This window comes from Paenibacillus sp. Root52, from assembly GCF_001426865.1.
Lineage (GTDB): Bacteria > Bacillota > Bacilli > Paenibacillales > Paenibacillaceae > Paenibacillus.
The window spans coordinates 153,871-178,836 of sequence record NZ_LMFO01000023.1; the positions used below are offsets into that span (position 1 = coordinate 153,871).

The following is a 24,966-nucleotide window of genomic DNA, read 5'->3' on the forward strand; positions in this document are numbered from 1 at the left end:
CAAGAATGCGGAAATTCAATGATTCATGGCATGGGCTAGCTATTCCAGTTCTGCTACGGTAACACCGTTTCCGCCTTCCCCGTAATTACCCAGCCGATAACTTTTAATATGTCTATGCTTACGCAGATAATCCTGAATACCGGAACGTAAAATTCCTGTTCCTTTACCATGGATAATGTATACCTGACCGAGATTCGCAAGGAACGCTTCGTCGATAAAACGATCCGTTTCCATCAGAGCCTCCTCCAGATTGGCACCGCGCAGATCCAGCTCGCTCTTGACATTATCATCACGAGTTCGTTTCATTCCGGTCACAGGTTTTTGTTTGGGTGTCACTACCGTTGAAGCAGACTGCTTCAGCTCAAGATCATTCAGTGATACTTTCATCTTCATAATACCAAGCTGTACCACTGCTTCCTTGCTTCCAGACATCTCAACAACATGACCTTTCTGATTCAAGCTGTACACTAATACTTCATCGCCTGGGCCAATAGCACGAGCCTTCGGAGCGGATGCCGTGCGTTTAACGGTCTTCTTCCGTTTCTCCGGTTCAGCTTCGTCTAATTGTTTACGAGCAGCAATTAGCTTGTGCTCCTTAACCGATGCTCCTTCTTCCATAGCTAGCTGACGCAGATCAGCAATAATTTTCTCTGCTTCTGCTCTAGCTTTGTCCACAATCAGGCGCGCATCTTCTTCTGCCTTCTCAATCCGGCGGTCACGCTGCTGTTCCAGCTTCTCCAATTCGGATTGATGTCGACTACGCAGCTTCTCCATGTCTGCACGTAAATGTTCCGCTTTCTCACGCTCTTGCTCGGCAGTCAGTCGATTCTCTTCTAGTGAAGCAATCATATTCTCCACCCGTTGATCCTCTTCCTTCACCTCGCCACGGGCATAATCCAGAATGTTAGTTGGAAGCCCAAGACGTTCCGCAATCGCAAAGGCATTACTTCGACCAGGAACACCAACAAGCAAACGATAGGTTGGACTTAATGTATTCACATCAAATTCCATACTCGCATTGATAACGCCTTTGCGTTCATATGCGTATGCCTTCAGCTCACTATAATGCGTTGTAGCTACCATACGACAACCCGTCTGATGCATATGTTCCAGAATGGAAATCGCTAGTGCGGAACCTTCTGCCGGATCTGTTCCCGCGCCAAGCTCATCGAGAAGAACAAGGCTTTTCGTGGTCATGTTTTTCAAAATTCGAATAATGTTGGTCATGTGACTGGAGAACGTACTCAAGTTCTGTTCAATACTCTGTTCGTCTCCAATATCGGCATAGATCGCATCAAATACACAGAGCTGACTGCCATCTTCAGCAGGGACAAACAATCCAGACATGGCCATTAGACTGAGCAAACCAATCGTTTTTAACGTGACTGTTTTACCACCTGTATTCGGCCCTGTGACAATAATCGATGTATAATCATTGCCTAATTCAATATCCGTAGGCACAACATTCTCAATGGCAATTAGCGGATGACGCCCCTTCTTCAACTTAATGAAGCCGCGATCATTCATCCGAGGTAAGGTTGCCTTCAGTTCGCGCGCTAAACGTGACTTCGCAAAGATGAAATCAAGCGTCCCCAATAGATCGACATCATCCAACAGCCATTCTGCCTGCTCACTGACAAGGGCTGTCAATTTCTGCAAAATAACTTCAATTTCGCGCTCTTCCCGAATTCGAGTCTCACGTAATTTGTTATTCATTGCAACAATTGATTCCGGTTCAATAAACAGAGTCGCACCTGAACCCGACTGATCGTGTACAATCCCCCCGAAGTAAGAACGATACTCTGCTTTTACCGGGATTACAAAGCGATCCCCACGAATAGTAATCAACTGATCCTGTAGCATTTTAGATACCGTTGATGAGCGGATCATGGAATCCAGCTTCTCCCTGATCCGAGCTTCGCCGCCCCGAAGTTCGCGACGAATCTGTGCAAGCGTGACGCTCGCACTATCAGAAACTTCAGCATTATCTTCAATACAGCTACGAATTTCATCTTCTAGTGCTTTTTGCTCCGATAACTGATCACTAATGAAGAACAGCGACTCCACTTTTTCATCTTCATGAAGCGTGGCAATTTGCCTTTTGAGTCTGCGTGAAGCAAGAGTAGTGTTCGAAATCCCGAGAAGTTCATGTGGGTTCAAGGTGCCCCCAATTTCTGAACGTTTAATGGAGGCTGTAATGTCAACAATGCCACCGAAAGATGGCGAACCCTTCAATCGATCAAACTTAAAGGCTTCGTCCGTTTGCTGCAGTAATCTTTTCACTTCTTCTAGGTCACCAATCGGCTCCAGAGTATCCGCTTTCTTCTTGCCCATTGTCGTTTGGGCAAAGCCTTGCAATGTATTTAAAATTTTGCGGTATTCCAATGTGTGTAAAATTTTCGTATCCAAGTGTACAACTCCTTCCAAACTATAACTGTATTATAGCGAAAGAAACTTTCTAACGCTATTTAACGAATCCTTCCACACATAAGTTATGACATTAAGCCACAAACTACAGGTGTCAGGATTTTGCAACGTCCCCAAGCGAACAGGATGCCCAATGCATAATCCGATCTGAAATATAAGGAGGTAAACACGTTGAACTTCTTGGGACATGTTGTACGATTCATTATTGCAGCCATTGTACTAATGGTCGTCAGTTGGATTGTACCTGGTTTTGCCGTTGGTGGTTTCTTGAGCGCCCTTATGCTAGCTCTGGTCATTGCCCTTCTTGGTTGGATCATTGAAGGTGTCTTTGGTAAAAGGGTCTCTCCCTTCGGCCGTGGAATCGTTGGCTTCATTGTCAGTGCACTAGTGATCTGGTTAGGTCAATACGTTGTCGATCACGTTGAAGTCAGCTTGCTTGGAGCCATTTTAGCCGCACTGGTTATCGGGATTATCGATTTGTTCATCCCTGTATCCACACCGTTTGAAGCAGGGCGTGAATCCAACAAACGTTCGTAAGATCAAGGCTATACCCTGGCTAAACACGTTAGATCAGTAACATAGCTCATCCGTAGACCTCTGATGGCTTCACAGCCTGATGAGGTTTATTTTTTATGAAGTCTTCCCCTACACCACATCATAATCTGAATAATTTTCAATAAAACGACATAGCCCACATGTACAGGCGTATTCAATTTGCGGTATGATGACTGAAGAAATCATTCAAATTTCATCTATTACAATAAGGGGGCACATGATGAAAAAAAGTATAGCCTGGCTCGTAGCTTGTATGTTGATCATGGTTCTTGCAGCATGCGGATCAGGAAACTCAAGTAATGGCAGCGATGCTGATCCTGAAATTACTGCAAGTGAGGAACTCGTGATCAAGGCAAGCAACTATGAGTTCGACAAACCCGAGTATCACCTCAAAAAAGGGGTTCCCGTTAACATTATTTACGAAAACTCAAATGGAAATCACGGCTTGCTTGTGCCTGAACTTAAACTGCAACTAGACATCCAAAATACTTCAAAAGTAATCGTCCCTGACCAAGTCGGCGAATTTGAGATGTCATGTTCTGTATTCTGTGGTAGCGGGCACAGTAGCATGATCTCCAAAATTATTGTTGAAGAATAGATAACCAAGACAAGGAGCCCCCGTAACATTGGGAGCTCTTTCTTTCATTATAACAAATTGTACAATAGGTTGTTCAAAAAGCCCGCTTTTGAGCATGCACTATAAGAATTCAATGCCAGGATGATATCCAAATCCACAGAGATTAATTCTGATCCTGTTCAATCAATTCAATCCATTCGTTATACTCCGTCTGTAACTTCGTATATTCATCTTTCAACTGTCGATGCTCCGTGTTCAGTTGCTCCGCCTTCTCTTGCTCCATTTCACGTTCCACTTGTAACAAGCGAAGCTGATTCGCAGCAAGCTCATAGCGGTCACTGATCTCAAGCAGTTCATGCTCCAGAGCTTGTTTCTCAGAGGTAGCCTCTGCACGTAGCTGATCTAATTGCTGGCGCTCTTGTTCTAGCTCTTCAACCTTCTCAGCACTTGCAGCACTTTCCTTCTGCCAGACATTCATCTCATTCTCCAATGCAGTCCAGCGCTCTTGCCAGGATTGCTCCTGTGCTGCCCACTCGTCGGCACGTCGCTGCCAAACTTGATCATTTTGTTCCGACTCTGCAGCTTTTGAACGGAGTTGCTCTTGAAGTTGCTCTTCTCTATCGGTTAGCGCCTGCAAACGTGAAGACAAATCTGCTTGTTTGGCAGTTAGTTCTTCGTGCTTAATCTGCCATTCCAATGCTTCTTCCTCCGTCTGCGCAAGCAAGCTTGCCTGCTCATCTATTCGTGCAGATAACTGCTGTACTTCATTGCGAGTCGTAGACAGCTGCTTCTCAAGTGTATCCTTATCCACAGCCAGCTCATCAAGCTTGCGAGTGTAGTCCTCTTCGCGCTGGAGAGCATCTCCATAATCATGGCGGATCTGCTTATAACTCTCTTGCAGCTTATTCAGTTCCTCTCGAAGTTCACCCATCTCGCGATCAAGCTGAAGACGCTCTTGTTCCCATTCATCAACTTGGTTTTGGAAACGTTCTGCTGCTGCTTTATGACGCTCTGCTTCATCCTTCACTACAGATAACTCATCATGTAGAGACTGAACACCTGCTTCCAGCGTCTCATTCTGTTCAACAGCTTCAAGGACCTGCATTTCTAACTCTTCCATTTCGAGTCGACGCTGCTCGGCAAGGTCTTTCCATGACTGTTCACTCTGCGTCAATGTGCTAATCTCATGCTGCAATGTACGTACAGCCGCATGAGCCTGCTCCAGCACTTTTTGCAGTCTGCGCTGCTCATCTTCCGACTTCGCTTCGGATTCACGAAGCTTCTGAATCTCCTGTTCCAACGTGCCCTGTTGTTCCTGAACTTTGCGAAGCTGTGCTGTAAGGGAAGATTCACGCTCAATCGTTTCGTTGTATTGTTCTTTCCATTGTTGTTCGGTTTCAAGAGTTTGCTGCAGAAGCGATTCTGTTTCACGCAACTGTTCCTGAAGCTCGGTACGATCGTTCTTCAATTGCTCAAGCTGATGCTCAAGCTCCGTAATACGCCGTGTGTGTGCTTCTTGTTGCTGTTTACGCACTTCTTGTTCCTCACGTAAAGTTCGTAGTTGCTCTCGCTCACTGTGAAGTTGTTGTTCTTGATCCACAACGACTTCTTGAGCTTGTTGGAGTTGCTCTGCCACATTACTAAGCTGTGTGCTCACGTCCTTCAGACGAGATTCAGCGAGTTCACGTTCAGCTTCCAACTGCTGATGTAGCTTCTCTTGTTCTACATGTAATCTAGACTCGGCAGTTGCACGAGCCTCCGCAAGTTCAGCTGTCGCAGCTTGCTTCTCTTGCTGCAGCTGCTCTTCGTAAGCCGCCTCTTTCTCCATCCATTGCAATTCAGCCTGTTCCGATGACTCTCGGAACGAAGCCTGCAGCTCCTCAATCTCTACAAGACGCTTCTCGTCAGCCTGTTGCTCCAACAATAACCGATCTTGCTTCGCCTTCTCAGTAAGCTGTAGCGCCTGATCTGTAGCAGATTGTTCTGCTTCCTGGATACGCTGTTCCAATTCAGACTTCAACGCGTTGTACTTCAGTTCAGCTTCGTCCTTCGCTTGTTTCAACTGAGTCTCCGCTTGCTCTAATTCTGACAAGATCGCAGCCTCTGCTTGTTCTTTAGCAGCCTGAACTTGCTGCGCTGCCTGCACTTCTAGCTGCTGTCGTTCAGCAACAGCCCGGCTCTCTGCTTCTTTTAGTTGAGCAGCCACTTTATTTTGCAGCTCCTTATATTGGGCAGCTGCTTTAGCTTCGGCTTGCTCTAATTGTGTTCTGGCACTTGCCTGTGCCTCTTTCAGTTGAGTTGCAGCCTGTGCCTGAACAGCCTTAAGCTGACTCGCTGCCTTGTCTTCCGCTTCTTTCAGGCGAGCTAACGTCTTCTCTTCCTTCTCTTTCAATTGAGCTGAGGTTTGAGCTTGGAGCTTCTGCTCTTTCGCCGCTGCTTGTGCGCGCTCATTCTCCAGAGCGGAATTCAATTTGGCTATTTCAGCCTGTTGTTCCTCACGTAGCTTCGCCATGGCCTGTTCAGCCTCAGTTTTGAGTTTGGTCGCTTCAGCCAATGCTTGATCACGGCGATCAAGCTCCTGTTGATGTTCGCTCTGTATCTTGCTCAAACGATTCACTTCATTTCGAAGTTCAGTACGTTCACCTGTTAGCATTTTCAATTCATTCCGGATTTCCTGGGTTTGAAGAGATTGCTCAGCCATATGTACTGCTGCTAACACCGCAATGCGCGGTGTATCTAAGCGAGAGTGATGTTTGGAGATAGCGTTCATACGCTCATCCACCAAATTAGCTACTTGTTTCATATAGTCGGCACTGCTGCCAACCAGTTTATAGGAAGTCCCGTAGATATCTACGGTGACGCGTGTACGATCAGGTGTAGTCACAGTTGTGCCCTCCTTCAAGTCTGTATGTTGATTCTAAGCTGTATAACCAAAAAAGTCACATCGATCCTCTATATGCTAAGGATTCGATGTGACTTCAAACAATTCCTGCTAATCTTTGTTCAAAAAATTGACTTCTGTTCTATTTACGCAATTCAGCTGCGAATTGCTCCTCTAGACGAGCAACTACGCGAGCATGCACCTCGGTAATTTCCTCATCAGTAAGCGTGCGCTCACGATTGCGATAGACCAGTGCCATGGCTACACTCTTCTTATCTTCACCCAGCTTGCTGCCTGTGAACACATCGAATACCTGTACCGTCTGTAGCAGTTCACCTGCTGATTCACGAATGGCTTTTATCATGTCACCGGCTTCAATATCTTTGTTTACCACGACAGCAATGTCACGCTCCACTGCCGGGAAACGCGGAAGCTCACGATAACGGATATCCGCATCAGCTTCACTGTAGATAGCTTCAAGTCCGATCTCAGCGATATATACATCATTCAGATCATATTGTTGTTGCAGTTCTGGATGCAATTGACCCATCGTACCGATCAGCTTGCCTTCTTCTCCATTTTTCCCATCCAAGTATACTGAAGCAGAACGGCCTGGGTGGAATCCTTCAGGGCTGTTCGCTACCAAGCGAATACGTTGCTCTAGACCGAGGTAAGCAAACAGGTTCTCAAGTGCACCTTTCAGGTCGAAGAAGTCCACTTTCTCTGCCCCTACATTCCACTGCGTAGTTGCACGATTTCCAGTAATCAGCAAGCTAAGAACTGGAATTTCATGAGGCTGCTTAGTCAACTGCTCTTCCTCAGTGAAGAAAACACTGCCAACTTCAAATACTGCAAGTGAATCCTGTTTCCGATTCATATTGTATACTGTTGCATCCAGCATCTGTGGCAACACGCTTGTGCGAAGCACGCTACGGTCTTCACTCATCGGCATCGCCAGCTTCACATACTTACTATCACCTGTAAGTGCAGGGAATAGGGACGTTTTATCTGGGTGTACGAAGGAATAACTGATCATTTCCTGCCAGCCGCTACCTGCAAGCACGCCACGAATGGTGCGGCGCATTGCTTGGGAACGAGTGTATGCACCTGGTGTCGTTGGTCCTTCAATAAGTGTCGTAGGAATATTGTCATATCCGTACAGACGAGCAACTTCCTCGAACAAATCAACATCTAGTGTGATGTCCCCTCTACGCGTCGGAACCTCAACATCAAGTAAACCCTGTTCAGCGTCGCCACAAGCGAAATGCAACCGAGCAAAGATCGTTTTGACCTCAAGCAAGGACAGATCTGTTCCCAGATAACGATTAAGTCTATCGAGAGACAATTGTACGATCCGTTTCTCTGCTGCAACTGCACCAGCTTCTACCGTACCTTGATGAACCTCACCTTCAGCATAACGCTGGATTAGCTCAGCAGCACGGTCTAGGGCTGTAATTACTGCACCTGGATCAACTTCTTTTTCAAAACGCATGCTTGCTTCGGAACGCAGCCCCAGTTGGCGCGACGTTTTCCGAACTGATCCGCCGTCGAACTTAGCGGACTCCAGCAACAGATTAACCGTTCCTTCCGACACTTCGGAATTCTCGCCACCCATTACCCCAGCAATGGCTACTGGTTTCACACCATCCGTAATGATCAACATATGTGGCTCAAGCTTACGCTCTTGACCATCAAGCGTTACGATGCTTTCGCCTTCCTTCGCCATCTGCACGTCAATATGACCCTTCTCCAGCTTATCCGCATCGAAGGCGTGCAACGGTTGACCATATTCCAGCATGACGTAGTTCGTGATATCAACGATATTGTTGATTGGTCGAACACCCGCTGCCATCAGTCGGTTCTGCATCCAGAGCGGGGAAGCTCCCAGCTTAATGCCTGTAATATAACGAGCCGCGTAATGAGCGCATTGCTCTGTAGCTGTAATTTCAACGGAGATATGATTCGCAGCAGCATCGCCAATCTCAACGAGCTGTTGCTTCGGATCTGGTAAGTTTACTTCACGTCCCAGAATCGCGCCTACTTCATAAGCTGCACCACGCATACTCAGACAGTCAGAACGGTTCGGGGTCAGATCCAATTCAAGCACATGATCATCCAATCCAAGTACCTGGCTGATTGGTGTTCCGATTTCCGTTTGCTCTGGTAACACGAGAATACCTTCCTGCTGATCCTTAGGAAGCAACTTGTCGTTCATGCCCAGCTCTTTTGCCGAGCAGATCATACCAAGGGAAACTACACCGCGCAGCTTCGCCTTTTTGATATCAAACCCACCAGGAAGCTTCGCGCCAACAAGAGCTACAGCTACTTTTTGGCCTGCATCCACATTTTTCGCGCCACATACGATCTGTAGGTCTTCTTCTTGTCCTGCATCAATAATACATACGTTTAATTTGTCCGCATCCGGGTGCTTTTCCTTGCTCTTTACGTAACCTACAACAACTTTATTTACGCCCTGATTCCGGTTCTCTACTACATCAATCTCAATACCCGCCCGGGTGATCTTCTCAGCCAATTCCTGTGGCGTCGCACCTTCTAGGGAAATATAATCAGACAGCCAATCTGTCGATACTCTCATGGACGTTCACTTCCTTTATCTATAAATTAGTGTTTGGCGCTCAATGCTCGGTACGCCCATCTTCATTGAATTCTTCATATGCCGCATATACTTTTAAGATTATAGCCGTCCGAATTGCTTGAGGAATGCCATATCACTGTTATAGAAATGACGGATATCGTCGATGCCATACTTCAGCATGGCAATACGCTCAACACCCATACCAAACGCGAATCCGCTATACTTCTCAGGATCGTAACCACCCATTTCTAATACTTTCGGGTGAACCATACCACCGCCAAGAATTTCAAGCCATCCTGTTTGTTTACATACACGACAGCCGCTGCCGCCGCATTGTACACACGTTACATCCACCTCGGCACTTGGCTCAGTGAATGGGAAGAAGCTTGGGCGCAGACGAATTTCGGTGTGAGCACCGAACATTTCACGTACGAATTGCAGCAGTGTTCCCTTCAGATCGCTCATACGAATGTTCTCGCTAATTACGAGACCTTCGACTTGATTGAATTGGAAGGAATGCGTTGCATCATCATCATCTCGGCGGTACACCTTACCTGGGCAGATGACTTTGACAGGAACCTCACCCTTCATGCTCTGCATCGTCCGCACCTGAACAGGCGATGTATGAGTACGCATCAGCAAGTCTTCTGTAACGTAGAAGGAGTCTTGCATATCACGTGCTGGGTGATTCTTAGGCAGATTCAAAGCCTCGAAGTTGTAATAGTCCATCTCTACCTCGGGTCCTTCTGCTACACGGTAACCCATTCCGATGAAAATATCTTCAATCTCCTGCACCACTTTAGTCAGAGGGTGTAATCCACCTTGACGTCCGCGACGTCCTGGAAGAGTGACGTCAATTTTCTCTGATTGCAGACGCTTCGCTGTCTCTTCCTTTTGGAACTGAATTTGCTTGCTGTCGATGACTTCCTCAATCGCACTACGTACATCATTCGCAACCTGCCCAATGACTGGACGTTCCTCTGCACTTAATGCACCCATACCGCGCAAAATCTCAGTCAATGCACCCTTTTTCCCTAAATACTTTACACGCAGATCACCCAGCGTCTGTGGATCGTTCACGCCAGACAACTGTTCCAACGCTTCGATCTTCAATGCCTCTAAACGTTCTTTCATGTGTAAATGCCCCCTTTTTATGGTGTAATTTGCAACAAAAAAAGGCCTTTTCTCCCCAAAAGGGACGAAAAGACCGTGGTACCACCCTTGTTAGACAGCGATATTGCTTGAAGCTACTGGATTGCAATACGTCTGTCTCACTTTGTACGGAATAACGACCGTTAACCGTTTACCCCTACTGTCGCAGCACAACGTGCATCATCAAGTTCAGGGAACCGCTTCGGAGTGAATTTCGGCAGCCTTGTTCTACAGAAACGCTCTCAATCTACGGCGCTTCCTCCCTGTACAGAGGCACTGCTTACTTATCTCCATCATTGCGTTTACATGTTAGAAAAACCTATATCAACAACCTTCAAGTACGTACAGCCTCTCTTCGAGGCAAGCTGTTGATGATCGTTCATTATTATATTCAATATCGAATGAAATAGCAACCGTTATGCTTCGATATCAGTCGAATATGTGACAATATGGGCTTACCATTCTGACAACGGAACAAGCTTAAAGGTCGCTGTTATACCTAGACTCTTCACCCTTTAGTCAGGAATACTTCAAAAGATAACATCTTGGCGTTTCATACGTACAGATCAATTCGATTGATACAGTTGCCCCAGCCGCTGCTTAATACGCTGAATTTCCGCAGCTTCCTTCGCTCGTTCCTCTTCCGGTTCTTGCTTCGTCTGATCCTCGCTATCTCTTGTAGCACTATTCATTGGAGATAACAACTCAGACAGTCGCATCTCCAGACGCAATCGTTCATCATCAGAATCTCTGTTCTGTAATGCCGATTCTCTTAGAACATGGGATTGTTCCCAGTCTTCTACCCCACCTTCGAAGTAAATCGCCGTACCATCTGATTTGAGGTCAAGTAACCGATTGGCAAGCACTTTGGTTAACATTCGATCATGTGAGACTAAAACGAATGCACCAGAAGCCTGTTTTAATACACTTTCCATAACTTCCTGGGTATCAATGTCGAGATAGTTGGTTGGTTCGTCTAGCACAAGCAGGTTAGCTCCTCCGAAATACAGCCGCAAGAAAGCCACTCTACACTTCTCTCCCATACTCAAATCCCCAATTCGCTTGAATACATCTTCTCTAGAAAAGAGGAAACATCCCAAAATCGTACGTGCCGCACTCTGTGTCATGGAAGGCAGGCTAAGCAAGCTGTCCAGCAATGTCTGCTCTTCTGGAAGTCCTTCGAGTTCTTGCGAAAAGTAACCGATCTTCAGCCCGGGATTCCTTGTCACATCCCCTTTTACCGGATCAAGCTGTCCGATCATCAGTTTAAGCAATGTCGTCTTCCCCGTACCGTTGGGGCCACGTACAGCCAGACGATCTCCTCGTTCCACTGCAACGTTCAATCCATGAAATAGAGGATTCCCTACAGGATAAGCAAACTCAACCTGATTCAATCTTAGGAGCTGGCGTGCACCGAGAGAATTCATATTCAGGTCCATGTTTAACCGAGTAGCCTCTCGCGGTTTATCCACGCGCTCGTTCTCCAACCGTTCAAGTTGCTTTTGCTTGGCATGGTAACGAGAGATGTTCTTGTTTGCCTTGGCTTTGTAAAAGCTCTGGGTGATTTTGACCTCAACGTCGGTTGCTGAATTATGCGCTTTATGAAACCACTGTTGATAGTTGCGAATTGTCTCTTCTAATGCCTTCTTCTCTAATTCTTGTTTACGGTACAGAGCCTCCTGCTCCCGTAATTCCCGTTCTTTATGGCCTTTGTATGCGGTGTACCCACCCTTGTATTTGACGAGTTTGTCTGAGTTAAACTCAATGACCCCTGTTGCCACTTCATCAATAAACGTTCGGTCATGTGACACAAACAAGAGTGTGCCTGTATAAGCGGATAGCCAGCCCTCTAACCAGCGCATGCTTTCTTCGTCCAAGTGGTTCGTTGGCTCATCCAGAATGAGAAACTTCGGTTTACTGACCAATAATCCAGCAAGCCTAGCTTTTGTCTTTTGTCCACCACTCAAAGAACCATAGGGTCTGCTCCAATGCTCAGACGTTAATCCAAGCCGTGTTAAGACCTTCTCAACCTCAGTCTCCCACATATAACCGTTCAATTGCTCGTATTCTTCCATCGCTACCGTGTAGGCTTCCATCCATTGCTGTTCTTCTCCGGCACCGCACGAACTTAAACGTCCTTCCAGTTCCGCGAGCTTACGCTTGACCTCGTAAATTTGCCCACTCTCCTGACGGACTGCATCCAGCACCTTCATCCCAGGTTCGATCTGAGAGCGTTGGCGCATAAATCCCCAGTTCCGCTCTGGTATAGCACGCTCGATCCTTCCTCCGCCCTCTTCTTCCCCTATAATCATGCGCAGCAAAGTCGTTTTGCCACAACCGTTAGGTCCCAGGATCGCCAGTCTCTCCCCTTCATTAATTTCCAGCTGCAATCCTGTAAACAATTCTATTCCGTTCCATTCCTTAGATACTTCATGTAAGCGCACCAATGTCATCATGAGGCCTCATCCTTCCCGCTTCCAAAATAGGTTGTGCGGTCATTGTAGGAAATGCAATCACCTTATTTCCTAACAAAAAAACCGCTGGCATCAGCCGGCGGTTGGGCAATTCAGGATTGGAAAAAGCATCACAAAACAGGCAAAAGATATCCCCAAGTATAAGCAAATAAACCCACACATCGGGTATGGCCATCTAGCCTACTTGCACTACACTTGATCCCATTGCTGAATTTGGACACACGGATCCCCTCATTGCTCAGCCGGACTGGCTGACTGCGTCATCAATAAACGTCTGCAGTTAACTTGGGTTCAGTTCATGTGTCTTACTTCATGGGACGTATGGTTACCTCTCATTCATGTGTAGTATCAATTTCTCTGTTATTGTAACAGATGTTGGTAAAAAATCAAAGGTAGCATCGTGATCATTCTCCAGATCCTAATCGGAACTGAACCCGCAAAAAAACCCTTGCTATACAGCAAGGGTTTTAAGCATTCGGTTAAGCGGGTGATGGGAATCGAACCCACGCTATTAGCTTGGAAGGCTAAAGTTCTACCATTGAACTACACCCGCATGATCAGTTTCAAACCAATGTTCTGATGATATATCAGTCGTATAAACGATCTAAGGAAAATATCCTTAAATATGTTAAGCAATTAACAATAATTTTACAATAATAATATAGCATGAAGCAACAATGATGTGCAACTCTTATTTCCGTTCAACGAATCATTTACATCCAAAAAAAAGACAGAAGCGCCTGAACGCTCCTGTCCTCTCTGTGTTTTATCCTGCTGGTTTATCAACATCTCGTAGAAACTTCGTCTCGAAATCCGATGGCAAGATTGGTTTGCTGAAAAAGTATCCCTGCGCTTCATGACAATGCTGATCACGTAGAAATACGAGCTGTTCCTCATTCTCTACCCCTTCAGCTGTAACCTTCAACTGTAGATGGTGCGCCATCGATGTAATTGTGGATACAATCGCTGCATTGTTGCGATCCTCCATCACTTCATTCACGAAAGAACGATCAATTTTGAGTCGGTCAATTGGCAAATCCTTCAGATAGTGAAGAGAGCTATATCCTGTGCCAAAGTCATCAATACTGATATGAACACCAATCTCTTTAATTTTGCGTAACTGCTCAAATGCACGATCTTTATCAAATGTCATACTTTCTGTAATTTCAAGTTCAAGCCACGCTGGCTCCAGACCCGTTTCATTAAGTATTCCACTAATATTGTCCAGCAAATGGGAGTGTCTAAACTGTCTCATCGACAGGTTCACGGATACACATAATTTACGATAACCCGCTTCTTGCCAGATTTTATTTTGTTTACATGCCTGACGTAGCACCCATTCACCCAACGGAACAATTAAGCCGCTCTCTTCCGCAAGTGGAATAAATTCTGCAGGGGATATCGACCCTCTCTGCGGATGCTGCCAGCGTACTAGTGCCTCCATACCTACGACAAGTCCACTCGCAAGGTTTACTTGTGGTTGGTACATTAGATAGAACTGTCCACGATCTAGCGCTTTACGCAGGTCGTTCTCCAGTTGAAGACGCTCTTGAGCCTTCATCTGCATGGCATGAGCGTAACGATTCAACTCCAGCCCCTGTTCCTTCGCATTATGCAGCGCCGTGTCTGCATTCTGAATGATCTCCTCAGGTGACTCACCATCATGAGGGAAGATAGCCATACCAATCCCTAATGTAAGATGATATTCATTGCCATCAACCATGACCGGTTTTTCGAAAAGTTGCAAAATGGATCTTGTACGGCGCAAAGCCGTATCCGTTGTATAGAAATCCGTCATAGCAATGACGAATTCGTCTCTTCCCAGACCAAATACTTCTTCACAAGGCAGAGAGGAGTGCTTCAAACGTTGTCCTACCTGATGTAGAACTCGATTGGCTGCCTGTTGACCAAGTGAATCATTAATGGTTTTGAAGCGATTGATATTAAGCACCAATACCCCTACAAGCTGTTCCTGGACTACCGCTTCGTCCATCATCGCTTTCAGTCTCTGAGAGAGACGTCGGCGGTTAGGAAGTCCGGTCACATCTTCATGATGGGCAATGTAATTCATCCGCGCTTCAGCAGCCTGCTGTTTGAGGAACGGTGTATCGACCACAGAGGTGTATAACCCTTTTTGAATGAAATAGTACCCAATACAATTACTCAACAAACCCATTAACAGGTTGATATCATTAACCATTGTTGCAGAAACCCAGTAACATTCGGCAAATAGAAAACTCAGCGTTCCATACAGAATATAAGGAAGGTCTCCATCTTTATTTTTCTTCCACTTATAAAATAAAACGATAGCGGATACGCCATATAAGACGCCTACCAAAAAGTGAAACTGCGTAAATGTATAGCTGAGCATATCTTCTTCAAGCAGTTTAGGTAATCCGCTCCAATTTTGAATTCCCAAAGTGTACAGAATAACAAATCCGCCAAGTGTTCCACTAAACAGCAAGAATTTGCGTGGTAATGCAATTTCCTTTTCGCTCACTGTATAAATGAACAATAATCCTACCGCACAGATTACTGATCCGAGTGTCATCATTTTCAACGAAAGCTCCGATTCAATCATCGCACCATTCGGAATTTCTTCGGCAAATAGAACGATATGAACCAGTTGAAACAGACCCACTAACAAAAATAAGGTGGTCAGTAAAACCCTGCGTAGGGTTAATTTGGGCGTTTGGAACAAGAGGCTTTGATTGTAAATCCCAATACATGCTGCCGCTGCAGCAAAACCACTCAAAAGCATTAAAACCGGATAACCTGATATGATCAGATCAGAGCTTGTAGAGGAACGAAACCATTGACTAACAATGTAAAGCAATAAGCCACATACCAGGGCCAAAATAACTACTTTTCTCTGATCTTGCAGTTTAACCTTCATGCATACTTTTCCTTCCCGGGGTCACCTATCCTGAATAACGTTTCCTCATCTGTGATGGTCTTTCTGAAATTTTCAAAAGTTACATCATTCGACATTTATTTATTTTACCAACGTTCAAATTACATGCTTCAACATGCTGTCTGGTACATAATAACATTTATATCCGCAGACGTGAACAAAAAAATAATCGTATATAGGAATAATTATTCATGACTCATCGAGAAACAAGGTACTTAGAACTAAAAAAACACGCTCTCCATAGAGAGAACGTGTTTTTGTGAGTTTAGCAACAGTCCATTGGACTGTTTTTTATGCATTTATGCATGTTTATGCTTACTTATCAAAATTCACTTCTGGTGTTGTCAGTTTGTCATAGAAATCAACAACCTTATCTTTATCTTCGGAAGACCGAAGTGCCATTGCAGAGCGAGGATGCTCGTCCAATGTACCTGTAATCATGTATGGCAGGATGTAACCCCACTCTTCTTTCTCACGAAGAGGCACCATCAATTGCTCCAATACACCCAGTACAGGACGCAAGTTGTATTTAGTTCCCTTCAGGTGAGCAACCAACAATTCCGTTGGACAGTTCCCTGCAGCACGACCCATACCGTACACCGAAGCATCCAATAATTCCACACCAAGCTCTGCCGCTACAAGTGAATTGGAGAATGCAAGCTGCATGTTATTGTGAGTGTGCACGCCAAGACGTTTGTTTGGAAGATGTGTTTTGAATTTCTCTACAAGGTACTTCACGTCATTATGATCCAAGCTTCCGTAGGAATCTACAATGTAAACAACGTCTACAGAGCTGTCTTTGATCATTTCGAATGCTTCCAGCAGTTCATTCTCCATGACATTAGACAAAGCCATAATGTTAAGTGTCGTTTCGTAACCACGATCATGGAACGTTTGAACCAGCGCAAGCGCTTTGTCCACATCTTTGCTGTAGCAAGCCACACGGATCAGATCCAGCATGCTTTCGCTGCGTGGCAAAATGTCATTTTCGTCCACACGGCCAACGTCTACGAGTGCAGACAGTTTGGTGTTCCCTTTTTGCGGAATAACCTTGCGTAGGAAGTCATCATTCAGAAAACGCCAAGGGCCTGCATCTTCGGCACCCTTCAGCAGTTTAGGAGAGTTTTTATATCCAATTTCCATATAATCAACGCCTGCTTCATTCAATCCAGCATAGAGCTGTTGAACAAAGTCCACGCTAAAGTCCCAGTTATTAACCAACCCGCCATCCCGGATCGTACAATCTACAATTTTGCAATGATTTGTCTTCATTTGTCTGCTCCTTTTCTGACCAACTTGTGTATTCCTCTCATGATACTTGAACGTGACAAGAAAAGTAAAGGGATAAACGTGCTATTCTGTAACTAGGACTTCCATATTTGATCCAATTCATTCATTTTAGTATTATCGGGCGCTTTCTTTCCATAACGCACAGCATTATACGCATCCGGCAATATCGTAGATAACCTTTTATCCTCTTGTTTCGATCCCTCACGTTGAACAATCTCACCTGTTTCTAAAGGTGTCTGTGAACCTTCAATATGAACCCCACTACGCGTAGCGCTGTTAATCCATTTTCGGTAGTAAAAACGAATTCGATCTCTGTCCTGCGTAGGGAGAGGTTCTTTCTTGCGGAACCAAGGCTTTCGAACCCTAGTCGGAGCTGCAAGTGTCTCACTAATATCCATATACTCCGTTGGTGGAGTCATCTTCTTGTCTTTGGAGTTCATCATGCCCTTCAAACGCTCCATAAGTCTGTGCAGTGCACCTTGCCCCCATCTCATCATAAACCATAGAATGACCAAGATCACGGCAATGAGAACCACCCAGCCAAGAATATCCCACAGTATAGAGGGCTCTGAGTTTCCTTCTGTCGTCTGTTCAGGCAACATGGGTGTATTCATGGGTTCCGCTGGCGGTATAGGTATTTCCTGCCCAGAAGTGTTCAATAAACCTCTTATCCAAGCAAGTAAGCGATCACGCAAAGGACCTAACCAAGCAGCAAGGCTGGGAAATGCTCCAATAAGCCCGATTGTAATTAAAATCCACATTAAACGCTGGCGATTAGCTCTCGCAAATTCCCGTAGAACCATCCTTCTTTTGCTATCATTTAGTATGGCTCGATCCATTTGTGAACTATACAAGGTTATCATCCAACCGGCGAAGCAAATTACGCCTGATACATATAGACTTGTCACATACGGCTGCAACAAATGAAACGGTTCACCCCAACTCGAAGCCACGCTCAGCAGAATGGAACTAGACACCCCTACAAGCTGCAACCTCAACGTCGCGGTGGAACGGAGATATGGACCTGAGGTAAGTCCGATATAAGCAGAGATCATCCCCCACACGCCAACTGTGTATAGTTCAAGCCATGGAAGAGATAACGTAAGGTTAGTCATTAGAAATATAAGTGCACCTAGTATAATAACTACACCCAAACGGGAGAATGCATGACTCCCCAAGCGAGGAAGCCGATACTGAACGAGTACCGCTAATCCTGCAGTAATAATATAGTAGAACATTAGCGTATAAGGTAACGATCCCGTCGCGTAAAGTGAGGTGAGTGTCAAGATGGGATAGATATAGATACCGATTAACAGAGTTGCAACACACGAAAGCCCTAACTTACCCTTCGATGAGACGGAATCATTCATGCACTCACCGCCTTGTTACTCGTTGTCACTTGCTCTACAGGAAGAATAGTTACACGATGTCCTTGTTCATGCAAACGTGAAATTTCATTCTCCATGGCAGGAGACACATACGTTGTAATCAATAGATAACTTCTCACCTGCTGTGCTTCTTCATTCCACAATACCTCATCACGCAAGAACTGCTCCATGGGTACCATACATTTCAATTCAATCTCAGCCATCGCTTCCAGCAATAACTCCAAATGAGGGCTACCATAGTCTGGTTCGATCCTTAATGGCTCATGTCCGCCGCTTATTCGATAACCATTATGGGCAAAACCTGCAGGTAGACCACGCCCAATGGCATCCACAACTGCGGTTGCAGCATAACGAAGAGCTTGCTCGATCGTCTCGGGCTTAGTCACCACACTCCACATGTCTGCGGATTCCTGAATATTGACTACAATCCATGATTGCGGATCTGCTGTCCAGCCCTGCTTATACACCTGCAATTCCCCTGTACGTGCACTAGCTTTCCAGTGTATTCGATTCATGGGGTCACCCGCACCATACGGACGTACACCTAGGATCAGAAAAGGATCCTCCACAATCCAGCGGGACACCTCTACCTCTCCCTGCCATACTTGATAAATAGCCGGTAGATCCTCAGGCCGAATCAAGGAGGGGTACACAATCATGGAAAGATGCATGGGAATAAGCTTGGAGGTACGCCATACTCCAAAAAGATCCCCACCTGTCATTGTAATGCTCTGCATCGTATATATCCCACGGCGACTGCACACCAGAGGATGCTTGCGTGTAATACGGGTAAACGGTTTCAAAGTAAAGATACTCTTATGATTCTGATAGATCTCACCTTGACTAATCGCCATACCTGAACCGGTACGGAAAACAAATGATCCTGGTAGCATGGCTTCAAGCCGAAGCCAAGGTACAGACACACGTTTCTCATTAGCTATGGTCTCTACCATCTCAAGCTCATCGCCAGCATAACAGCGTGACTTACTAAACTGCCTTGAATACGTGAGCTTACGTAATGCAGAGCGCCCAAACCACAAGCCATGTATACCTATAACAATGCCGCCAACAACGACTAACCATAGCAAATCCATAATTATCGCCCACTGCCAGCAGTCATGTTCTCCGTCGGTACTTGAACGTTATTCAGAATATCCTGAATGATTCGCTCTGCCATTCCTTCCTGCTGGCGCATTCGATTACGGAACACCAAGCGATGTGCAAGTACTGGCTCTGCTAAGCCTTTAATGTCGTCTGGTAGAACATAATCTCTGCCATGCAAAGCAGCCCATGCTTGGCTCGCCTTAAGGAGAGCCTGCGCTCCTCGAGGACTAACTCCTAAGGACAGCTCTGGATGCTTGCGAGTTTCTTCTATGAGCTGGATGATATACGTCAGCAGATCCTCATCGATCTGTACAGACTTATAGGTCTGTTGAGCTTCAAGTAGCTGCTCACGCGTTATAATGCTCGATAGATCAGCGACGGAACGACTTGCAACAGTACGTCTCAAAATCTCTACACTCTCACCTTCGGTAGGGTAGCCCATACGAATCTTCATCATAAACCGATCCATTTGCGCTTCTGGCAGAGGAAATGTTCCTTGGTTATCAATCGGATTTTGCGTCGCGATGACTATAAACGGGTGTTCAAGCTGTCTTGTGGAACCATCAATACTGATCTGCCGTTCCTCCATACACTCCAATAAGCTGGACTGGGTTCGCGGCGTAGCACGATTGATCTCGTCCGCAAGTACAAGGTTAGCAAACAGTGGACCTGGTCTGAACTCGAAATCCCCTGTTTTCTGGTTAAAGAAATGAATACCTGTGAGATCCGACGGTAACAAGTCCGGTGTGAACTGGATGCGTTGGAATGTACAATCAAGCGAAGCCGCAACTGACTTGGCTAGCATTGTTTTACCTGTACCTGGTACATCTTCAAGTAAGACATGACCTGAGGCAATAATGGCTGTTAACACCAGCTCCATCGTGTTCTCTTTCCCTACAATCACCTGACCCACATGATTCAACAGTTGTTTGTTCATCTGCTCCATTCCTTGAATATCCATTCGCAATTCACCTTTCCTTCCATAAACTACATTTATGTATTCGCATTCATTTTAACTATAACCCTATTTAGTTTAACAAAAAACAACAGGAATCGGCTAATTGACCAATTCCTGTTCGTTGTTTTCACCTTTAAAGTTACACAAGGGGCAGCATAATTTTAAACTGTGTGCCCTCCCCTTTTTTGCTATCCACAGAGATCGTGCCTCCATGATTCTTAATAATGCGATAACTGACAGATAGCCCAAGTCCTGTGCCGCTTTCTTTTGTGGTAAAGAATGGATCGAACAAACGTACAAGCGTATTATGATCCATTCCATGACCGTTATCCACGATAGAGATCTGAACAAATTTATTTTCCGTGCTGGTGGATATTCGAATTAAGCCAGGATGTTCTTCTCCTACATCTTCAATTGCATCCATTGCATTTTTGACCATATTCAAAATAACCTGTTTAATCTGTTTCACATCGATCGAAACATTCAATGGCAATTCTGCTTCATCCAGGGTAATCTCGCACCCCTTCATCAAGCCTTCGCTTTCAGTCAGCAAGACCACCTCTTTGAGCAAAGAGTCCACAGATATGATGGTTTTCTGGGGCGCTGACGGTTTGGAGGAATTCAGAAATTCGTAGATAATATCGTTGGCTCGATCGATTTCAGTTAGAATGATTCTGGCGTACTCGTCCTTCCCTAATTGCAACAAGTGCGGGCGTAGCAGCTGGATGAATCCCCGAATGGCTGTCAGTGGATTACGAATCTCATGAGCGATCGATGCAGAAATTCTCCCCAACATCGCAAGCTTGTCATTTTGATAGGCCGTCTGTTCGATTTGTTTGTAGTCGGACACATCCTTAACACTGAACAGAAAATCCCCATCCATCTGATCTCCATAGGTAACCGTGACCAGCCAGTGCCTGCCATACTCATCAATCAGTTCATGATATCGCTTACGATGGAATATGGTTTCCCGATAAATACGTAAAATTTTCTTTTTCTTGAATCGGCTCATCTGGGGAAGATGCATCATTTGCATGAGTGTGCATCCGTTGAGCAGGCTCCGCGGGAGCTCCAACAATTTTGCCATCTGTACGTTAATAAACGTCAACACACCATTGCTGTCAAACAACATAATACCGCTATCCAGGTGCTCCAGGACATTCTCATACTTGTTGTTATCCAGGGGTACAGGCGGAAAACCATTCGTTAATTGAGGGACTGTATCCTGAATTTCACTAATCACGTCAGGTTCCTCCTTTTCACGTAAATGATAAACTTGCCATTCGGACATCATATCATCACAGAAACAGGAAGGGCCGATTTAAATTCTCTTACCGGAGCCCTTTCGTTAGGGGGCTGAGCCGAAAATATGGATGGTGCGTCCGGAACCCAAGCTGGTTTATCTCCGTAACCAACAATCGATCCGGAAAACGATATACGTATGTTCCATTCTGACCTTGTCCTATTCCCATACACGAACACTTTTTGCTCCGCCTCTTTTGCAAGTCTGTTTTTATCATAGACAAGTTTATAGAATGGAGTCAATCGGAGAAAGTGTCGAATGGAAATTTTTTTAAGAAAAACCTCGAAATTGCTAAGTTTGAATACACAAAAACGAAGCTGATTCGCAAGCATAGCGAAAAAGCTTCGTTTATTTTAAGTTATTAGAATGTATAAGTTTTCAGCGGAGCTGAACCATTCGATCATCGCAAGAAAAACTACAACTACATGCAGTCCGTCTTCTGTGAAGGTACGACGATAGACTTTTTTCTTATATTTCTTATAGACGTCGTTCGAAAAATCTCTATTGGATTCGCAGCGGCTTTTCGGCATCAATCTGATCCAACATGTCACGGATTTCAAGCGATAGCATATGCGTCAAAAAGATCTATAAGCCACTTTTATTATGCTGGATTTTGAGTCTGCGCTGGCTCATCACGGCTAATCGACGCTTGAGCTCACTTTCCCATTTCTCATCCTTCATTTCCTTCGCAAGTCGAAGCAGATCGAGCGACATATCAATCTGGCGTTGCACAATGACCATAGCATCTTCGCTTTCGCGGTTTACACAATTTTCAAAGATAGCATCTTCGTCTTCTGTGACATAGTCTTGAAAATCAATCTCTGAAGCACCATCTCCATGTGCATACTCAGCAAGAATTTCATATTCATTTTCGACTTTGTAATGTACCTCGACCCGATGACATACCGGACAAAACAGCAGGGGAACATTATGAACCTGGGTGCGGTAATGCTTCAGCGTGCCCTTAGTTCCCACCATACTTGCCCCACAACAGTAACTCATTTTTGTTCACCCTCCTTATTACGTGTCGGGATTCAAAAGTGTGCAAATCACATCCCGTACACCTGTAGCACTTACCGAAAAGGGAATAGTTCCAACGGATTTCATATGCTTCATTATCTGAGAGCAATCATACCGGATAATTTACCGGGTTTCCATACCCTATTCGCCTTTATGCCCTTCAATTCCTCTTTCACGAGGATAAAATACTATCATTCTTATAATACATCATTAACACGTTTCCATACGAATCTAAACATCTTTGGACAACTCCTTTTTCAATCCGAGAAAAAGGGTGCAAAAAGCCCTCAATCCCGTGTGGGATGAGGGCTTGAACCTGACGCGTTCAAGTTAACTGGCTTACAGGTTCGTGTCGCCTGGTTTCCAGTTCATTGCACACAATCCGCCGGATTGCAGTGCTTGCAGTACACGAAGTGTTTCTTCAACACTACGACCTACATCATTGTGGTTAACTACTTGGTATTTCAATTCGCCTTCTGGATCGATGATGAACAAGCCGCGCAATGCAACGCCTTCTTCTTCGATCAGAACGCCGTAATCTTTAGCCACTTGCTTCGTGATATCAGAAGCGAGCGGGAAGTTCAATTGACCCAGACCATTGCTGTCTACAGGTGTGTTGATCCAAGCTTTGTGGCTGTGTACAGAGTCCACGCTCACGCCAAGGATTTCAGTATCCAAAGCTTTGAATTGCTCTGCAGCAACGCTCAAAGCTGTAATTTCAGTTGGGCACACAAATGTGAAGTCCAAAGGATAAAAGAAGAATACAAGCCATTTGCCACGGTAATCAGACAGTTTCACGGAACCGAAATCTTGTCCGTCTCCTGATACTGTTTCCATTGCGAAATCTGGTGCTGGTCTACCAACCAAACGTTCTGCCATAACTAAAAATTCCTCCTTTGGGATTATGTAAGCATCCATATGGATTGCTCATCATCAGGTAGAAACGCAAGCGTCTCTCCTGTCATTAAATAGATTTGATACTTGATAACAAGTACAAGTAAAATGTTATCATCCGGACTTCTCAAAGTCAAGATTATAAACATTATTTTTTTATAATAATTATAAATAAGGATTTTTCGTGCCAAAATCATCATACTCATGTTCAAAAAGAGCGGATGTCGTCAGGCACCCTTCGTAATCAAAAGTGGACTTTTTGAACAACCTCATACAGGAACAGCCCTCTGTATCTTCCATAATAGGAGACAAAGGGCTGTCTTGTTGATCGTATAATTACGCCTGTTTCTGGATCGCTGCGACGATCAAGTCGCCCATCTCCGTTGTACTGATCGCTGTGCTCTTATCTACAGCAATATCGCTAGTACGATGTCCTGCGTTCAGTACATTCGATACAGCCGCTTCAATCGCGTCTGCTCCTTCAGCATATCCAAAGGTTGTACGGAACATCAGAGCAAGCGATAGAATCGTTGCAATTGGATTGGCCAAACCTTGACCGGCAATATCCGGTGCAGAACCGTGTACCGGCTCATACAGACCAAAGCTGCCTTCTCCAAGAGATGCAGATGCGAGCATACCGATAGAGCCTGTCAGCATTGCTGCTTCATCACTCAAAATATCGCCAAACATATTTTCCGTTACGATCACGTCAAAGCTAGCTGGGCGACGAAGCAACTGCATTGCACAGTTGTCAACAAGTACATGTTCCACTTCAACGTCCGGATAATCCGGTGCTACCCGGTTAACAACCTCACGCCAGAGGCGGGATGTTTCCAGTACGTTCGCTTTGTCTACAGAAGCGAGTTTTTTGCGACGGCCTTGAGCAATTTCAAATGCTTGACGAACGATGCGCTCCACTTCCGTAACATTGTATACGCAAGTGTCTACAGCTTCTTCACCTTGTGAGCCTTCACGTCTGAATTTCTCGCCGAAGTAAATTCCGCCAGTCAACTCACGTACAACCATGAGATCCGTACCTTCCAGCACTTCCGGTTTCAGTGTGGATGCGTCTTTCAAGCAATCAAATACAACTGCCGGGCGTAGATTGGAGAAAAGTCCAAGCGCTTTACGAATACCAAGCAGGCCAGTTTCAGGACGCAACTCCTTGCTATTATTATCCCATTTAGGACCGCCTACAGCTCCAAGCAGTACTGCGTCAGCACTTTTACATACCGTCAATGTTTCTTCAGGAAGCGGTGTACCCTTCTCATCGATGGCAATTCCGCCAAACAAAGCATGTTCTGTTTCAAAACGATAACCGAATACTTCTTCTGTGCGTTTAAGTACTTTTTCAGCCTCAGCTACGACTTCTGGTCCGATTCCATCTCCAGCAATGACTGCAATTTTTTTTACTTCTGCCATGGTTGTCCACT

Annotated in this window: 17 protein-coding genes, 1 tRNA gene and 1 other annotated feature; of the genes, 2 read left to right on the forward strand and 16 right to left on the reverse strand. The window is 45.3% G+C overall.

Annotated features, from left to right (window positions below; genetic code table 11):
* Positions 1-39: 39 nt before the first annotated feature.
* The gene (locus tag ASD24_RS18310) at positions 40-2,409 is read right to left on the reverse strand and encodes an endonuclease MutS2 (protein WP_056698610.1); all 2,370 of its coding nucleotides are present in this window, start codon (positions 2,407-2,409) and stop codon (positions 40-42) included.
* A 189-nt stretch (positions 2,410-2,598) separates the two neighbouring features.
* On the opposite strand from ASD24_RS18310, the gene ASD24_RS18315 reads away from it, so the two are divergent.
* Together ASD24_RS18315 and ASD24_RS18320 are read left to right on the forward strand one after the other, a co-directional pair.
* The gene (locus tag ASD24_RS18315) at positions 2,599-2,964 is read left to right on the forward strand and encodes a phage holin family protein (RefSeq protein ID WP_056698612.1); all 366 of its coding nucleotides are present in this window, start codon (positions 2,599-2,601) and stop codon (positions 2,962-2,964) included.
* A 184-nt stretch (positions 2,965-3,148) separates the two neighbouring features.
* Positions 3,149-3,580, forward strand: coding sequence for a cytochrome C oxidase subunit II (locus ASD24_RS18320; protein WP_327205246.1), 432 nt, complete (start codon positions 3,149-3,151; stop codon positions 3,578-3,580).
* 142 nt (positions 3,581-3,722) lie between these two features.
* On the opposite strand, the gene zapA is transcribed toward ASD24_RS18320, so the two are convergent.
* The 15 genes from zapA to leuB form a co-directional block, all read right to left on the reverse strand.
* On the reverse strand, positions 3,723-6,443 hold the full coding sequence (gene zapA, locus ASD24_RS18325) for a cell division protein ZapA (RefSeq protein WP_056698616.1): 2,721 nt from the start codon (positions 6,441-6,443) through the stop codon (positions 3,723-3,725).
* Positions 6,444-6,582: 139 nt separating this feature from the next.
* A complete protein-coding gene (pheT, locus tag ASD24_RS18330) occupies positions 6,583-9,036 on the reverse strand; it encodes a phenylalanine--tRNA ligase subunit beta (RefSeq protein ID WP_056698618.1) in 2,454 nt (817 codons plus the stop codon).
* Between the two features lie 99 nt (positions 9,037-9,135).
* Positions 9,136-10,170, reverse strand: a complete 1,035-nt coding sequence (pheS, locus tag ASD24_RS18335; RefSeq protein WP_056698620.1) for a phenylalanine--tRNA ligase subunit alpha — start codon at positions 10,168-10,170, stop codon at positions 9,136-9,138.
* Positions 10,171-10,227: 57 nt separating this feature from the next.
* Positions 10,228-10,494 (reverse strand) — a binding site (T-box leader).
* A 260-nt stretch (positions 10,495-10,754) separates the two neighbouring features.
* Positions 10,755-12,644 carry a ribosomal protection-like ABC-F family protein gene (gene abc-f, locus ASD24_RS18340; protein ID WP_056698622.1) on the reverse strand — a complete coding sequence of 630 codons (1,890 nt, stop codon included), beginning with the start codon at positions 12,642-12,644 and terminating at the stop codon, positions 10,755-10,757.
* A complete protein-coding gene (locus ASD24_RS31065; protein WP_235540657.1) occupies positions 12,619-12,837 on the reverse strand; it encodes a hypothetical protein in 219 nt (72 codons plus the stop codon). Before ASD24_RS31065 ends, abc-f begins: the two co-directional genes overlap by 26 nt.
* A gap of 307 nt (positions 12,838-13,144) precedes the next feature.
* Positions 13,145-13,215 (reverse strand) — tRNA-Gly (locus tag ASD24_RS18345).
* Positions 13,216-13,428: 213 nt separating this feature from the next.
* The gene (locus ASD24_RS18350; RefSeq protein ID WP_056698625.1) at positions 13,429-15,558 is read right to left on the reverse strand and encodes a bifunctional diguanylate cyclase/phosphodiesterase; all 2,130 of its coding nucleotides are present in this window, start codon (positions 15,556-15,558) and stop codon (positions 13,429-13,431) included.
* A gap of 333 nt (positions 15,559-15,891) precedes the next feature.
* Positions 15,892-16,848 (reverse strand): aldolase catalytic domain-containing protein, encoded by a 957-nt coding sequence (locus ASD24_RS18355; RefSeq protein ID WP_056698628.1) that lies wholly within the window; start codon positions 16,846-16,848, stop codon positions 15,892-15,894.
* Between the two features lie 92 nt (positions 16,849-16,940).
* Complete coding sequence (locus ASD24_RS18360; protein WP_056698630.1) at positions 16,941-18,236, reverse strand: hypothetical protein; 1,296 nt, start codon at positions 18,234-18,236, stop codon at positions 16,941-16,943.
* Positions 18,233-19,348: a DUF58 domain-containing protein gene (locus ASD24_RS18365; protein WP_056698633.1), complete on the reverse strand. Its 1,116-nt coding sequence runs from the start codon at positions 19,346-19,348 to the stop codon at positions 18,233-18,235. The genes ASD24_RS18360 and ASD24_RS18365 overlap by 4 nt, the downstream gene beginning before the upstream one ends.
* A 2-nt stretch (positions 19,349-19,350) precedes the next feature.
* Entirely contained in the window at positions 19,351-20,319 is a 969-nt protein-coding gene (locus ASD24_RS18370) for an AAA family ATPase (protein WP_056698634.1), read from the reverse strand.
* A 136-nt stretch (positions 20,320-20,455) separates the two neighbouring features.
* Positions 20,456-21,559 carry a PAS domain-containing sensor histidine kinase gene (locus tag ASD24_RS18375; protein WP_056698637.1) on the reverse strand — a complete coding sequence of 368 codons (1,104 nt, stop codon included), beginning with the start codon at positions 21,557-21,559 and terminating at the stop codon, positions 20,456-20,458.
* Between the two features lie 645 nt (positions 21,560-22,204).
* Entirely contained in the window at positions 22,205-22,621 is a 417-nt protein-coding gene (locus ASD24_RS18385) for a hypothetical protein (RefSeq protein WP_024628323.1), read from the reverse strand.
* A gap of 357 nt (positions 22,622-22,978) precedes the next feature.
* Positions 22,979-23,518, reverse strand: a complete 540-nt coding sequence (locus ASD24_RS18390) for a peroxiredoxin (RefSeq protein WP_056698644.1) — start codon at positions 23,516-23,518, stop codon at positions 22,979-22,981.
* A 351-nt stretch (positions 23,519-23,869) separates the two neighbouring features.
* On the reverse strand, positions 23,870-24,955 hold the full coding sequence (leuB, locus tag ASD24_RS18400) for a 3-isopropylmalate dehydrogenase (RefSeq protein WP_056698648.1): 1,086 nt from the start codon (positions 24,953-24,955) through the stop codon (positions 23,870-23,872).
* Positions 24,956-24,966 lie beyond the last annotated feature (11 nt).